The organism is Puia sp. P3 (assembly GCF_050632245.1).
GTDB lineage: Bacteria > Bacteroidota > Bacteroidia > Chitinophagales > Chitinophagaceae > Puia.
This window is the reverse complement of the sequence record NZ_CP192583.1, coordinates 7,592,208-7,607,435: the sequence shown is the minus strand read 5'-3', so window position 1 is coordinate 7,607,435 and position 15,228 is coordinate 7,592,208. Positions and strand designations below refer to the sequence as shown.

Below are 15,228 nucleotides of genomic sequence, written 5' to 3'. Positions count from 1 at the left end.
CTATGCAGGTTTCGATCATTAAAATAGGCGGCAATATCATCGACGACGAGGCGAGGCTCGCCGCATTTCTGGATAGTTTTTCCGCTGTGCCGGGCAAAAAAATCCTGGTGCATGGCGGCGGGAAGCTGGCTACAAAGGTCGCCGAAGGACTTGGCGTGCAGCAGCAGATGGTCGACGGCCGGCGCATCACGGATGCCGAAACGCTGAAGATCGTGACGATGGTCTATGCTGGGACCATCAACAAAAATATCGTCGCGGGCTTACAGGCCCGTGGTTGCGATGCCATCGGGCTTACAGGCGCCGACGGCAACGCGATCCTCTCTCATAAAAGGACACACGCCAGCATCGACTATGGCTATGTCGGGGACGTGGATAGGGTGAACAGCAGTCTTCTGACCAGCCTGTTGCTGCTGGACAAGACGCTGGTCTTCGCGCCCATCACCCACGACGGAAAGGGACTTTTACTGAATACCAATGCGGACACCATCGCACAGGAACTGGCCCGCGGGCTCAGCGCCGGCTTTGAAGTGAGCCTCGTCTACTCCTTCGAAAAGAGCGGCGTCCTGCTGAATGCCGAAGACGAGTCTTCCGTCATCGGCCGCATCCATCCGGCTTACTATGAAGAGCTGAAGGCCAGCGGTGCTATCTTTGCAGGTATGATCCCGAAGCTCGACAATGCCTTTGCCGCCCTGCGCAGCGGGGTGAGCCGGGTCATCATCGGGAAGGCGGAGGAATTGCCCGACCTGCTGTCCGGTGTCTCAGGAACAACTATAACCCATGCGTAAAGACAATATCGAGGAACTGATCTCCGGGGCGACCGGGTTGTTACGACGGCTGATCGCAACGCCTTCCTTCAGCAAGGAGGAAGACCAGACCGCGCAGATACTCGCCGACTGGCTCGGTGCGGCAGGGGTCTCTGCCGCACGGCTCCAGAACAATGTTTATGCGAGGAATAAACATTTCGACGCGGCAAAGCCTACCCTGCTGCTCAATTCACACCACGATACAGTTCGGCCGAACAAGAACTATACGCTCGATCCTTTCCAGCCGCTGGAAAAAGACGGAAAGCTCTTTGGCCTGGGCAGCAATGACGCAGGCGGCTGTCTGGTCGCGCTGATCGCCACCTTCCTCTATTTTTATGAACAGGAAGGGCTGTCGCACAATATCGTACTGGCGGCTTCCGCGGAGGAAGAGATCTCGGGGCATAACGGCATCGAGCTGCTGCTTCCCGTACTGGGTAAGATAGACTGGGCCGTGGTGGGAGAGCCGACGAAGATGCAGCTGGCCGTGGCGGAGAAGGGGCTGCTGGTGCTGGACTGCGTGAGCCAGGGCAAGGCCGGGCATGCGGCGCGCGAGGAAGGCGAGAACGCCATCTACAAGGCGCTGCCGGATATTGAATGGTTCCATGGGTTTCGTGCACCGAAAGTGAGCAGCTTGCTCGGGCCCGTGAAGATGAGCGTCACCGTCATCGATACCGACAACAAAGCCCACAATGTCGTTCCCCCCAGTGTCATTTTGTGGTGGACGTGCGGGTGAACGAACTGTATACCTTCGAGGAACTGCTGGGCATCATCCGGGAGAATGTCGGCTGTGAAGTGACGCCGCGCAGTCTGCGGATGCGGTCGTCCTCTATTGGGTTGGACCATCCCGTGGTGTTGTCAGGGCTCGACCTCGGCAGGACCTGCTATGGCAGCCCAACGACCTCGGACAAGGCGCTGATGCCTTTCCCCGCCCTCAAGACGGGACCCGGTGATTCGGCGCGGAGTCATACGGCCGATGAATTTATTTTTATTGACGAGATCGGCGAAGGCATCCGGGGTTATATCGACCTGCTGACGCCCGTGCTGGTACGGCCGACCGCCCAAAAGGTGAAAGAGTATATTGACTAAAGCATACAACTATGAGCGGTAACAAACTTTGGAGCAAGGAGAGTACGAGTACGTCAGCCCTGATCGAGACTTTCACGGTCGGCAGGGACAAGGAATTCGACGTGCTGCTCGCGGAATACGACGTGCTGGGCTCGCTGGCCCATACGGAGATGCTTGCATCGGTTGGATTGCTTAGCAGGGAGGACCTCAACCTCATCCACGAGGGACTGAATACTATATTAGGCGAGATCAGGGGCGGCCATTTCGCTATCGCTCCCGATATCGAAGACGTACACTCCCAGGTAGAGTGGATGCTGACGGAAAGGATTGGCGAGGCCGGCAAGAAGATCCACAGCGGCCGCAGCCGCAACGACCAGGTCGCTGTAGACATCAAGCTCTATCTGCGGGCCCAGGTGCAGGCGGTAAAAGAAGAGGCGTGCGAGCTTTTCGCGCTGCTGATGCAGCTGAGCGAACAGTATAAGGACAAGCTGCTTCCCGGATATACCCATCTGCAGATCGCGATGCCATCGTCCTTCGGGTTGTGGTTTGGCGCATATGCAGAGAGTTTGGTCGATGACCTCGAAGTGCTGGCTGCGGCCTGGCAGGTGGCCAACAAGAACCCGCTGGGCAGCGGCGCAGGCTATGGCTCCAGCTTCCCGCTGGACAGGGAAATGACAACGAAGCTGCTGCATTTCCGGACGCTGAACTACAACTCCGTATACGCTCAGATGAGCCGGGGCAAGACCGAAAAGATCGTCGCCATGGGTCTGGCCTCCGTTGCCGCGACGCTGAGCAAGCTGGCGATGGACTGCTGTCTCTATATCAATCAGAACTTCGGGTTCATCTCCTTCCCTTCCGAGCTGACAACGGGCAGCAGCATCATGCCGCATAAAAAGAATCCCGATGTTTTCGAGCTGATACGCGCGAAGTGCAACCGGATCCAGTCGACGCCCAACGAGCTGACGCTGCTGATCAACAATCTTCCTTCCGGCTATCACCGCGATATGCAGCTGACGAAGGAGATCCTTTTCCCTGCGATTGAGGAGGTGAAGGCCTGTGCGCAGATGACGAGGCTGATGCTGTCGAATATTCAGGTCAAAGACGCAATACTGGAAGACGCGAAATACAAATACCTCTTCAGCGTCGAGGCCGTCAACGATCTGGTCAATAAGGGCGTGCCTTTCCGTGAGGCCTACAAGCAGGTCGGCAACCAGATCGACAAGGGCGAATTCCACTACGACTACAAACAGCTGCACCATACTCACGAAGGAAGCATCGGCAACCTGTCGAATGACCGTATCGCTGCGGAGATGGAGAAAGTATTGGCGAAATTTGAATAATTGACAAAGTTTCTGTAACTATGGTTACATGAAACAACTGCTGCTGGCTGGCCTATCCCTTGCCGTGTTTTCCCCTGTCTTTGCCCAGAAAAAAGTATTGGAGTATCCCTTTCAGCTCGACAAGCGTTCTGTGGAAAAGGGGGAATGGGCCGCCCAGATGCAGCGTGACTTTCCGGACTCATCGGGGCTTCTGATCTTAAAGAACAATGAAAATACAGACTTTGTCTGCGTCGACAGAGAGTTCTCGGTAAAGGGAAAGATCGGGATGCCGGTCGGGAAGACGGCGCCCGGAGTACGCGACAACGAGTTGGTGGGCAGTATCGGTAAAGACGGCCGGTACGAGCTGCTCTTCAACAACACCAGCCAGCTGGTCTATACACTGGAGACGGTGGATTTTAGTGCGTCGACCGTCGTCGACCAACCTTCACTCGAGCTGACCCCCGACGAAAGGTTCCTCGCCCATTTCGCCGGGAACAATAATTTCTACGTACTGGCTTCCGACGACAAGGCGGGACAGCTGGTGGTGTATACCATCGGGGCTTCCGGCGCCATTACCAGAAAAAGCAATCCCTTTACCATACCTGCCGACGCAAGCAAGCGTGATAAGATCAGTGCATATTTGTCGCAGCCGTTGTGCCTGAGCAATCGGTCCGAATACGATCCGATAGCGGGTACGCAGATGCGCAAGGTCTTTTACCGCCCGGAAGACGTCCGGTTCGTCGTCAACGACAAGAATGGGCCGACCCATGTAATTACGGTAACGCTGCCCGACTGCCGGGTCTCCGACAAAGCGATCAATATCGGCCCGGGGACTTCCTGGCTGGTGGACGACAGGCTCTTTTCCATGGTCGTCACAAAGGGAGAGCTTACCGTCTTTGCGCACAACCCGGCTACGGGTCAGCTGCTCAAAAAATATTCGATCTCTGCGGATGCGGGCGCGGAAATGCTGGCGGAAACGCCAAAATACGAGAAGTGGAATCACAAGCTGGTCTCTTCGAAGGAGCAGGATGTAAAGAAGGCGGTCCGGGCCTTCTCCGATGATGTCAAGGGAATTTGGGCCGTCCCGACGGAAGATGGACGGGTGATGGTTATGCTCTGTACGTTCGATTTCAGCATACAGTATTCAAGGTGGTCAACGGGCTCCACAGGCCCTGCTACACACGGCGGGTTCCAGCCGTCCGGCACGGCTGTGGGTGGCAACGCACCGCCGCCTGTCTGGGTACCCAACTCTGTAACCAGCACCTTCTCGACTACCCTTTCTTACGTTAAGCTCAAGCCCGCCTACCGTTGGTATGGCAGGACAGACGTCCGGTTGCTGCTGGATCCTGCGACGCTGAAACCCATGCAGGGGAAGACGGCGCGTCCCGTCTCGGATGAGGTGGAGGATTATGTCGGGACTGCCGAAAAAAGAAGATGACGCAACTGGCGAACGGGAGATGGGTTGGTTACTATAATCCCGATACCCGGCAATACGTGATCGAAGAGGTCGAACTTCATAATTAGCGCTATATGGGAAAATCAATTCTGCTGCTGCTGCTTCCGGTGTGTTTGTACGCCCAGTCAGGCGATACGGCCTTAAAGACAAAGGCGATCGGGGATATACAGTCCCGTTATGACGACTATAAGAAGATAGCCCTGCAGATCTGGGACTATGCCGAGGTCGGGTATAAGGAGGCTCGCAGCTCGGCGCTATTGCAAAGGACGCTTACAGATAATGGTTTTGCGGTAAAGGCGGGAGTGGCGGGCATTCCGACGGCCTTTGTGGCGAGTTATGGCTCTGGGAGTCCGGTCATCGGGATCCTGGCCGAGTTCGACGCGCTGCCCGGGCTGGCGCAGCAGGCTGTTCCTGAAAAATCGGGTATCGAAGGAAAGAATGCGGGGCATGGCTGTGGTCACCATCTGTTCGGCACTGCCTCCGTTGCGGCGGGCATCGAGTTGAGGAAGCTGATCGCGGAGAAAAAGATTTCGGGGACTGTCCGCGTTTATGGCTGCCCGGCAGAAGAGGGCGGGTCGGGGAAGGTCTATATGGTGAGGGCGGGGTTATTTGACGACGTGGACGTCGTGATCCACTGGCATCCGGGCGCGGACAATGCGGTGACGCTGACGAGCGCGCTGGCGAACAAGAGTGCAAAATTCAGATTTACCGGGCTGGCGGCGCATGCGGCGGCGGCGCCGGATAAGGGCCGGTCGGCGTTGGACGGCGTCGAGGCCATGGACTATATGGTCAATATGATGCGGGAGCATATTCCGCAGGAGACACGGATCCACTATGTGATCACCAACGGCGGGAAGGCGCCCAATGTGGTGCCCGATTTCGCCGAAGTCTATTACTATGTCCGTCATCCGAAGAAGGAGGAAGTGGTCCGGATCTTCGACTGGGTAGTCAAGGCCGCGCAGGGCGCCGCGATGGGGACGCAGACGAGCGTCGACTACGAGGTCATCGGCGGGACGCACGACCTGCTGCTGAACAGCACGCTCGCGGAGGACATGCAGCAGAATCTCCTGCGCGTCGGCGGCGTTGCCTACACACCGGCGGAAACCGAATTCGGACGCAAGATCCAGGCTTCATTCACTTATACGGTGCCCTCTGTTGCGAGTGCGGGTGTTGTGCAGCCGCTGAAGGCGGAGCAGGACGCGGGAGGCGGGTCGACCGACGTGGGGGATGTCAGCTATGCCGTGCCTACGGTCGGGCTCAGGGCCGCTACCTGGGTGCCGGGGACGCCGGCGCATAGCTGGCAGGCGACGGCCTGCGGCGGGACGGACATCGGGATCAAGGGCATGATGGTCGCGGCGAAGACGATGGCGCTGACGGCTGTCGACCTTTTCAGCGACGCGGGGCTGGTGACGCGCGCGAAGGAAGAATTCAAAAAGGCCAAAGGAGACTACCAATACAAAGCGCTGCTCGGCGACCGCAAGCCGGCGCTCAACTACAGAGACTAAAACCAAGCCGCCTATGCGGCGGGTATCACGGTTCACGCGGCGGGTCGCGCGGTTCACGCGGCGGGACGCGCGGTTCACGCGGTTCACGCGGTTCACGCGGGCCGTTTGTTAAAGACATGAAATCTACATTAAATCCCACCAAAAGTAACACAGTATTAGCCGAAACTGTCTGAACTTCGGGAAGCCGATAAATTCAGACATATGGAGCCAAATCCTTTAGCGGGCCATCTGCCCCCAGCCTCCCTGCTCATCAATACTCCCGCCGTAGTCGCCGCCTATTATACGGGAGTCCCCGACCCTGCCGTCGCCGACCAGCGTATAAGTTTTGGAACGTCGGGGCACCGCGGGTCGTCGCTAAAAAATTCTTTTAACGAATCGCATATTCTGGCCATCACCAGGGCTATTTGTCTTTACCGGAAACAGAATGGTATCGACGGGCCTTTGTTCATCGGGATGGACACCCACGCCCTCTCGACGCCGGCGCACGCTACCGCGCTGGAGGTGCTGGCCGCCAATGGGGTCGACGTCATGGTCGCCACAGGCACCGAATACACCCCTACCCCGGCCGTCTCGCTCGCGATACTGCAGTACAACAAAGGCCGGACGACCGGGCTGGCAGACGGGATCATCATCACGCCTTCCCACAATCCGCCCGACGACGGAGGTTTCAAATACAACCCGCCCAACGGCGGACCGGCGGAGAACGTCATTACGAAGTGGATCGAGAATACCGCCAACGCGATACTGGAGAAGGGCGAGACCGTGGCGCGCGTGTCTCTGGCGAAGGCCCTCCAGGCCAGCCACCCCTACGACTATCTCAACGCATACGTCAACGACCTGGCCAGCGTACTGGACATGGACGCCATCCGCGGCGCACAGATCCGGCTTGCCGTAGACCCGCTGGGCGGGGCCGGGGTACACTACTGGGGGCCGATCGCCGAGAAATACGGGCTGAAGAATCTCACCGTTCTCAATACGACCGTGGACCCCACTTTCCGCTTCATGACGGTGGACCACGACGGGAAGATCCGGATGGACCCTTCATCGCCGTATGCCATGAAAAGCCTCATCGACCACCGGGAACAGTACGATATTACATTCGCCTGCGACACCGACCACGACAGGCACGGCATCGTCACTCGTCATGCGGGGCTTCTTCCACCCAACCACTATCTCTGCGTATGTATAGAATATCTCTTCCGGCACCGTCCGGGCTGGGGGATAAGCCGGCCGTGGGGAAGACGCTTGTCAGCAGCCAGCTGATCGACCGCGTGACCTACCATGTCGGCCGCAAGCTTTATGAGGTGCCGGTGGGCTTTAAATGGTTTGTAGACGGGCTGGTCGACGGCAGCCTCGGATTTGTAGGCGAAGAGAGCGCTGGCGCCACCTTTCTCCGTCGTGACGGTAAGGTATGGACGACGGACAAGGACGGTCTGATCCCTTCCCTGCTGTCTGCCGAGATCATGGCGATCACCGGTCGTGATCCCGGTGAGATCTATGCGGGACTGACGCAGCAGCTCGGCGAACCCGTATATGACCGCATCGACGCGGCCGCGAGTCCCGAACAGAAGAAGCAGTTGTCGGCGTTGTCTCCGGATCAGATCAGCCAGAAAGAGCTGGCGGGCGAGCCGATAAAGGCCATGCTGACCACCGCGCCGGGGAATGGGGCGGCCATCGGCGGGCTGAAGATCAGCACGCAGAATGGCTGGTTTGCGGCGAGGCCGTCGGGGACGGAGAACATCTATAAGATCTACGCGGAAAGTTTTCAGGGCAGGGATCACCTGCAGCGGATCCTCGGGGAGGCACAGACGATAGTAGACAAAGCGACCGGGAAATAAAATTTATTCTGTAAAAAATATCGGTTATGAACTTAAGTAAGAAACACTATGGCACGATAGCCTGCAGCCCGCATGTGATGGATATAGACGGATTCTCCCAGCTGGCAGATCTGGCGATGGACCTGCGCTGGTCGTGGAATGGCACGGCTGACGAGCTGTGGGAGCAACTGGATCCGGCGTTGTGGGAGCAGTCGCGCAATCCCTGGCTGATACTGCAAACCGTCTCCGGCGAACAGCTGCAGCGCCTGCTGAGCTCTCCGACCTTTCGCAGCAGGCTGGACGACCTGACCCGCGCAAAGGAGGAAGAAGACGCCGAAGACAGCTGGCTAAAGAAGACCCACCCCGATACGCCGCTGAAGACGGTGGCCTATTTCAGCATGGAGTTCATGCTCAGCGAGGCGCTGCCAATTTATGTCGGCGGACTCGGCAATGTAGCAGGCGACCAGCTGAAGTCGGCGAGTGATCTGGGCGTTCCGGTCATCGGCGTCGGCCTGCTGTACCAGCGCGGCTATTTCCGTCAGTACATCGACGAATACGGCACCCAGGTGCCGTACAGGCCATATAACGATCCCGGTCAGTTGCCGATACAGCCCCTGCGGCTGCCCAATGGCGAATGGCTCCGGATCGAGGTCCATATGCGTGGCCGGCCGTTGTGGATAAGGGCCTGGGAAGCCCGTGTCGGGCGTGTCCGGCTATACCTGCTGGACACCAACGATTCCGCCAATCTGCCGGAGTACCGCGAGATCACGGGCGAGACCTATGGCGGCGGGCAGGATATGCGCATCATGCAGGAGATCGTGCTGGGCATCGGCGGGTGGCGTATTCTGGAGCTGATGGGCATCGCGCCGGAGGTATGTCATCTCAACGAAGGCCACGCGGCTTTCGCGGTGCTGGAGCGTGCGCGCAGCTATATGGAGAAGACCGGAGAGAACTTCGACGTCGCGATGGCCGTGACGCGGGCGGGCAATCTGTTCACCACCCATACGGCGGTGGCGGCTGGCTTCGACCTATTCGACCCTGGGCTGGTAACCAGCTACCTGGGCGACTATGCGCGGCACAGCCTCGGCATTTCGACCGACGCGCTGCTGGCCATGGGCCGGCAGGATCCCGCCAATCCCTATGAACGTTTTAATATGGCCTTTCTCGCAGTACATGGCAGCAGGTGGGTGAATGGGGTCAGCGAGTTGCACGGTCGCGTAAGCCGCCATCTTTTCGAACCACTATTCCAGCGCTGGCCGACGGAAGAAGTGCCGGTGGCGCATGTCACCAATGGCGTGCATATGCCTACCTGGGAGGGCGACGCGGCAGACCGTCTCTGGACCGACGCCACTTTCAAAGACCGCTGGAAGGGGACCACGGAGATGTTCGAGGAGGCGATCAAATCTCTGTCCGACGAAAAGATCTGGAACATGCGCAACGAGGCCCGGGCCGATCTGATCAACTGCATCCGTCAGCGAACCGCGACGATGCTGTCTGCCTATGGGGCGCCGGCGGAGGCCGTCGAGGGAGCACGCAAAATGTTCGACCCGAACGTCCTGACGATCGGGTTCGCCAGACGCTTCGTCTCCTACAAGCGGCCCGACCTGCTGCTGGAAGACCCTGTCAGGCTCACGCGTCTGCTGACCAACTATCAGCAGCCGGTACAGCTGGTCATCGCCGGAAAGGCGCCGCCCACCGACCAGGGGGTGTCGAGCTGATCAGAAGGTGGATCCAGTTCATTCACAATACCGGTCTCTCCGGACATGTCGTGTTTCTGCCGGACTATGATATGCTGCTGGCTTCGCGCCTGGTCGGCGGAATGGACGTCTGGCTCAATACACCGCAGCGTCCCTGGGAAGCCAGCGGAACCAGCGGGATGAAGGTCCTCGTCAACGGAGGTCTCAATCTGTCGGAGCTCGACGGCTGGTGGGTCGAAGCCTACGATCCGGAGGTCGGCTGGGCGCTGGGTGACGGGCTCGAGCACGGCTACGACCCCGCGCTGGACAAGCAGGAGGCGGAGGCGCTGTTCTCGATCATCGAGCAGCAGGTGGCGCCCGAATTCTATGGCCGCAACGGCGACAATATACCGAAGGCCTGGGTCGACAGGGTGCGGAAGAGCATGTCGGGTCTGACGCCGCGGTTCTCTTCCAACCGGACGGTGAGGGAGTACGCGGAGAAATACTATATGCCCGCGGCCGGGCTCTATCAAACCCGCTCTGCGCACAGCAGCGAAGTGGGGAGACGGATCGTAAACTGGAAGGAGGAGATGGACCAGCAGTGGCCCCGGCTGCGTTTTGGGCAGATGACCGTGACCGATCATGCGGAAGAGGGAAAACACCGGATCGAGGCGGAAGTGTTTGTAGACAAGATGGACGTCTCGTCGCTGTCAGTGGAAGTTGTTGCCGGCGCGGCGCAGGGCGGCGGGCTTTTCAGGCAGGAGATGACTGGGGCGCCGGGGCACGCGGAAGGGTGGATGAAGTATAGTGTTTTGGTTCCGGATAGCCGGCCTGCTGGGGATTATACGCCGAGGATCGTAGCCAGGAATGCGGATATCGAGGTGCCGCTGGAGTATAAGAGGATCTTATGGCAGCACTAGCAGATTGAGATCGTTCAGATCCAACTCTTTTATCATACCGGTCCCTTCGAAGTCGACGCGAACACCAACGACGTCCCCTATCGAAGGGATCTTTTCTTTTGGAAGATCGTCTTCCCGTTGAGTTGTATCCCGAATTGACCGTGGTCCACTTGTGCATTTGAGCCGCTGCCACTGGGTGAAGTCGCAGCCGAAGGCGCTGAGGTCGTGGTCTTTGCCGCTGATGCCTGTATTGCCGGCGTAGAGACCGATATCGGAAATGCAGCCTTTGTCGCAGAGCGGGACGACGATGGCGCTGAGTTTGCCGAGTATGATGACCTGAACTTTCCGGCAGAGACATTCCTCGACAGTGGAGGTATTGCGGACTGTGGCCGCCAGCGTGAACTGGTCGCCGGTGATGCCGGGAAGGGCCGGATATTACAGAAGTCGACCCAGTGACCGCTGAATACATCAGTGCCCAGCTTGTCATGAAGTGTAGCCGTGGTGATGCCGACGACACGGCCTGGAGCGCCGCCGGAGGTGAGGGAATCGTGTTTGATCTCGTCAGCTTTTAAATAGATAGGTATGGGGTCTTTCTGAACGATGCCTTTCCAGCCGCCGGAAGGGACGAATACGTCGGTCTGCATTTTTATTTCGTTGTCCACGATGAGTTTGGCGCGGAAGTATCCGGGACTATAATAGAGAGAGGTATGCTGTTTGCCGTCGGGGTTTACGGACTCACGGCGACGGGTGTCCCATGACTGCTGTATGATGACGGAGTGCGGGTGAAAGGAGGTGGCGTCGTAGTCGAAGACCACCGAGTTGGGCAGTTGGTCCGAGGTACGGCGGGCGTCGAAACGCGGTGGGCCGATGACGGTGGAATTGTGGTGGATGAGGCGGGCGCTAAGCAGGGATACTACCGCGATGATGGTGGATGAGATAATGATGATGGGGGTGGTGTAGCTGCGACGCGCGGGTTTTGGCTTCGGTTCCGGCGTCTGTGCCGGCGGTGGCGGGGTCGGGGTCGGGGTCGTTTCGGGGGCCGGTGGCGGCGGGGTCGGGGCTGCCGCGGCCGGCTGGTTTGAACGCTGCAAAAAATCCCTCCATCCTTCGAATCCTGCGTAGCGCGCGAGGGTGTTGAGGGTAGCCAGGGTCGGCGAGCTGTCATATTTCACTTTGCCCCAGACCCTTTTTAGCGTACTAACGCTGAGACGAACTCCCGTCTCTTCGAACAGGCGCTCGCTCAGCGTACTGAAATCATCGTTTGTCCAGGAGGCTGTGTCGCCCCAGCCGAGCGAATCCTCAATGAGCGATCTGCACCGCCCGATGGCTGCCTCTTGTGTCATAGCATAAGTTTTATCGCAGATCTTTGGTGTCCACGCGGCTCGGCGTGTCCTTCCCGTCGACGATAGACTTCGAGCTGATGGCGATGGACCGTATGATCGCGGCCATGTTCTTCATGTCGAGCGTGCCTATCTCGTCGCCTGCGGTATGATAATATTTTTCGGAATCCATTTTCGAAGTAGAGATGGTATGGGCAGGGACGCCTTGTTTTGCGAGGGTAGCATTGTCCGAGCGATAGAACAGATTCTCCTGCGGATAGGGATCGGGATAGAAGGTAAAGCCGGAGCCTGCAAGGTTCTTTTCGAGGATCTTCCCCATATCGGTCCGTTCAAACCCGGTGATATAGGCGGAATTTGTTCCCCACTTGCTCTCCGTGCCGATCATTTCGATATTGAACATGGCCATGACCTTTGCGGGCTCGAACTGGTTCGAGAAATATTCCGATCCGAATTCGCCGATCTCTTCTGCCGTGAAGGCGGCAAAGACCAGGGTGCGTTCGTTGTCCTTCTTTTTGGCGAAATAGTTGGCGAGCATGATGACCGCGGTGGTGCCGCTGGCGTCGTCGTTGGCGCCGTTGTAGATGGAATCGCCTTTGGCGTCGGGCTTGCCGGTTCCGAGGTGGTCATAGTGACCCGAGAAGATAACGTATTCCTCCTTTTTGCTTTTGCCGGGGAGGATGCTGACGATATTGGCCAGGTTCTTTTCGGCGACCTGCTGTTCCGCCGTGACGGACCATGCAGCGGGTTCGGCGGAGGTTAGGAGGAAGATGACGGTGATATCCGATTTGAATTGTTGTCTGGTGAAGCGCGCCAGTCTCGGGAAGTTCTTTGCAAACGAACTGTCGACGAGAACCACGGTATTCTTTTTTGCCTTTATGTATTTCAGGACTTCCGGGCCAAAGGGGGCGCCGGCTTTGATGGAGGCCTTCTCGTATCCGCTGTGGTCGTCGGCTTTGACATGGGTGGAGGCGCTGACGACGACGATATGGTCGGCGCTGAGCGCCTGGCCATCTACGGTGGCGCTGGCGGACACGGGTGTCGTCGTCAGCATCGTGAAGGGCTGGCGGTAGCTGGCGGCGCCGTTCAGCGTCTTCAGACCGGCCTGACGGAATTGGGATTCGATGAATACCGCGGCCTTTTCGATGCCGGGTGTAAAGGTGGCGCGGCCCTGCATGTCGTCGGAAGAGAGGGTCTTTTCGATCTTCTCTACGGCGGCCGGGTTGATGATCTGGTCGATGTTCTGCGCGGACAGATGCGCCGCGGACAGCAGCAGGATGGTGCTAATGACAGGTATTCTCATGGTTTGATTATAAGCTCATCATTTCCTTGAACTTGACCGTCTGGCGACGGCTGACCTCTATTTTCTCTCCGCCTTTCATTTCCAGCAGCAGGCCACCGTTGAAATAGGGCTCTATTTTCTCGATGAGCCGGAGGTTGACGATATGTTTACGGTTCGCCCGGAAGAATACCTTTTCGTCCAGTCTTTCCTCGAGGGCGTTCAGTGATTTCAGGATCAGGGGCTTGTTGGGTCCGAAATAGACCTTGGCGTAGTTGCCTACGCTCTCGAACAGGCGGATATCGGACAGTTTGACGAACCAGCAGCGCTCGCCGTCCTTGACGAATACCTGGTCGTGTTCGTTGAGGATGCTGCGGTTGACGGAGATCGTATGGTCGGAGATGGGGTCTTTATCCTCTTCTACCTGTAGTTTTTGAAGCGCGTCGGCCAGACGTTTGGGTTCGACGGGTTTGAGGAGGTAGTCCAGCGCGTTGACCTCGAAGGCCTTCAGCGCGTATTCGTCGTAGGCGGTGGTAAAGATCACATTGGGGGCGCGTTCCAGTTCGGCCAGCATGTCAAATCCGGTCTTGCCGGGCATCTGTATGTCGAGGAAGATCAGGTCGGGGTTGAGGCTGTCTACTTTTTCGATGCCTTCCGCTGCGTTGGCGGCTTCGGCGATGACCTCTATTTCGGGGAAGTCGAGCAATAATTTCTTGAGTTCGTTTCTGGCAAGGCGTTCGTCATCGATGATTACGGCTCTGATCATGGTTGGGCAATTTGTTGATTATTTGGTCAGGTCGACGGGGATAAGAACACGCGCTTCGACGGTGTTACCGTTAACCTCCCGGATATCAAAGTTAGCTTTTTGTCCAAAAAGTATTTGCAGCCGGTTTTGGGTGCTTGCCAGGCCGAAGCCGTCTTTATTCCGGTTGCCGTTGAGGACGCCGGTATTGAGGATAACCAGCTCGTGGTAGTGGTCCCTGAAATCGGAGATGATCTTGACCTTTCCGCCGTCTACCTGCCGGCTGATGCCGTGTTTGATCGCGTTTTCCACCAGGGTCTGGAGCATCATCGGCGGTACCGGCTGGTCGAGGGTGTCCTCGTCGATCTCGTATTCCACCTGGAGGCGGTCTTCGAACCGGATATGTTCAAGGGCGAGATAGTCTTTTACGATGTTGAGTTCTTTTTCAAAGGTGACCGTTTCCAGCTTCTCGGCCTGCATGCTGCTGCGGAGAATATTACTCAGTTCGGTGACTGCGGTGCGGGCGCGGACGGGATTTTCGTCGATGAGGGCCCGGATGCTGTTGAGGGCGTTGAAGATGAAGTGGGGGTTGATATGGGCTTTTATCGTTTTGAGCTCAAGTTCCTTGACGAGGGCTTCCAGTTTCAGGGTGTCGAGCTGCTGCTTGCTGTACTTATCTATATAGTGATAGACATAATAGATCAGGGTCCAGGGGAAGATCATCAGGCCGTATTCGGCCATCATGGGGACCAGCCGGCCGGTGAAGGTGGCGGTCTTGAGGAGGCGCCCACGCCGATGACGCTGCCGAAGATTATCCGGAGCAGGCTGCCGGCGACGCAGGTGAGGATTATCCCGACCAGGAATTTTGGGAGGGCCTTATCGACGGGCAGCTGTATCCAGCCGCGTTTTCGGATGATCTCCCTGAAAATATGCGTGGATATGAGGCCCGAGACGGCGACTATCAGCGCGTTATAGATATGTTGTTCGGTGACGCGCTGTTCGACGGAGGTCGTCAGCGCCGCGTATATGAGGATCAATACCAAAAAAGCCCAGCCGCCGATCTGGCACCACCAATAATATTTGCTTCCACTTTTGGGCATAATAGTAAGTTATCCGGCCGTTTTACCTTCCGGTGATTGCCAAAGCTAGGGTTTTCCCTGAGCCAGGACCCCTTATTTTGTACTAATGGCTAATTTAAGCCGGCCATCGGTCCGGTACTGATGGACGGGGGTTGAGGGACTGATGTTTAGCCGTTGACCAGGCTCCCCGGGCCCCCGGCAGGAGGGCCGGGAAGGGGGCCCCGAGGCTCGCGGTGGGGCGGGTGGAGACT

General features: G+C 57.8%; 13 protein-coding genes and 1 pseudogene. 9 read left to right on the top strand and 5 right to left on the bottom strand.

Going from position 1 to position 15,228, the window contains the following annotated elements; translation table 11 throughout:
* The first annotated feature begins 2 nt into the window (after nucleotides 1–2).
* From argB to glgP, 9 genes and pseudogenes are all read left to right on the top strand, one after another.
* Nucleotides 3–785 (top strand): acetylglutamate kinase, encoded by a 783-nt coding sequence (gene argB / locus ACQ86N_RS47885; RefSeq protein ID WP_431213246.1) that lies wholly within the window; start codon nucleotides 3–5, stop codon nucleotides 783–785.
* The gene (locus tag ACQ86N_RS47880; RefSeq protein ID WP_431213245.1) at nucleotides 778–1,536 is read left to right on the top strand and encodes a M20/M25/M40 family metallo-hydrolase; all 759 of its coding nucleotides are present in this window, start codon (nucleotides 778–780) and stop codon (nucleotides 1,534–1,536) included. The genes argB and ACQ86N_RS47880 overlap by 8 nt, the downstream gene beginning before the upstream one ends.
* Nucleotides 1,533–1,889: a hypothetical protein gene (locus ACQ86N_RS47875; RefSeq protein WP_431213244.1), complete on the top strand. Its 357-nt coding sequence runs from the start codon at nucleotides 1,533–1,535 to the stop codon at nucleotides 1,887–1,889. Before ACQ86N_RS47880 ends, ACQ86N_RS47875 begins: the two co-directional genes overlap by 4 nt.
* A gap of 11 nt (nucleotides 1,890–1,900) precedes the next feature.
* Nucleotides 1,901–3,208 carry an argininosuccinate lyase gene (gene argH, locus ACQ86N_RS47870; RefSeq protein ID WP_431213243.1) on the top strand — a complete coding sequence of 436 codons (1,308 nt, stop codon included), beginning with the start codon at nucleotides 1,901–1,903 and terminating at the stop codon, nucleotides 3,206–3,208.
* A 28-nt stretch (nucleotides 3,209–3,236) separates the two neighbouring features.
* Complete coding sequence (locus ACQ86N_RS47865; RefSeq protein WP_431213242.1) at nucleotides 3,237–4,625, top strand: hypothetical protein; 1,389 nt, start codon at nucleotides 3,237–3,239, stop codon at nucleotides 4,623–4,625.
* A gap of 92 nt (nucleotides 4,626–4,717) precedes the next feature.
* Entirely contained in the window at nucleotides 4,718–6,148 is a 1,431-nt protein-coding gene (locus ACQ86N_RS47860; RefSeq protein WP_431213241.1) for an amidohydrolase, read from the top strand.
* Between the two features lie 201 nt (nucleotides 6,149–6,349).
* Complete coding sequence (locus ACQ86N_RS47855; protein ID WP_431213240.1) at nucleotides 6,350–7,411, top strand: hypothetical protein; 1,062 nt, start codon at nucleotides 6,350–6,352, stop codon at nucleotides 7,409–7,411.
* On the top strand, nucleotides 7,381–7,986 hold the full coding sequence (locus ACQ86N_RS47850) for a hypothetical protein (RefSeq protein WP_431213239.1): 606 nt from the start codon (nucleotides 7,381–7,383) through the stop codon (nucleotides 7,984–7,986). The genes ACQ86N_RS47855 and ACQ86N_RS47850 overlap by 31 nt, the downstream gene beginning before the upstream one ends.
* 26 nt (nucleotides 7,987–8,012) lie before the next feature.
* A pseudogene (glgP, locus tag ACQ86N_RS47845) lies at nucleotides 8,013–10,561 on the top strand (alpha-glucan family phosphorylase).
* A 77-nt stretch (nucleotides 10,562–10,638) separates the two neighbouring features.
* Here the strand turns inward: glgP and ACQ86N_RS47840 are convergent.
* From ACQ86N_RS47840 to ACQ86N_RS47820, 5 genes are read right to left on the bottom strand one after another with little or no spacing between them, the layout of a single operon-like run.
* Nucleotides 10,639–11,883, bottom strand: coding sequence for a hypothetical protein (locus ACQ86N_RS47840; RefSeq protein WP_431213238.1), 1,245 nt, complete (start codon nucleotides 11,881–11,883; stop codon nucleotides 10,639–10,641).
* Between the two features lie 10 nt (nucleotides 11,884–11,893).
* Nucleotides 11,894–13,180, bottom strand: a complete 1,287-nt coding sequence (locus tag ACQ86N_RS47835) for a M28 family peptidase (protein WP_431213237.1) — start codon at nucleotides 13,178–13,180, stop codon at nucleotides 11,894–11,896.
* 7 nt (nucleotides 13,181–13,187) lie between these two features.
* Nucleotides 13,188–13,922: a LytR/AlgR family response regulator transcription factor gene (locus ACQ86N_RS47830; protein WP_431213236.1), complete on the bottom strand. Its 735-nt coding sequence runs from the start codon at nucleotides 13,920–13,922 to the stop codon at nucleotides 13,188–13,190.
* Nucleotides 13,923–13,940: 18 nt separating this feature from the next.
* A complete protein-coding gene (locus tag ACQ86N_RS47825; protein WP_431213235.1) occupies nucleotides 13,941–14,642 on the bottom strand; it encodes a sensor histidine kinase in 702 nt (233 codons plus the stop codon).
* The gene (locus tag ACQ86N_RS47820; RefSeq protein WP_431213234.1) at nucleotides 14,639–14,998 is read right to left on the bottom strand and encodes a hypothetical protein; all 360 of its coding nucleotides are present in this window, start codon (nucleotides 14,996–14,998) and stop codon (nucleotides 14,639–14,641) included. The genes ACQ86N_RS47825 and ACQ86N_RS47820 overlap by 4 nt, the downstream gene beginning before the upstream one ends.
* Nucleotides 14,999–15,228: the final 230 nt, after the last annotated feature.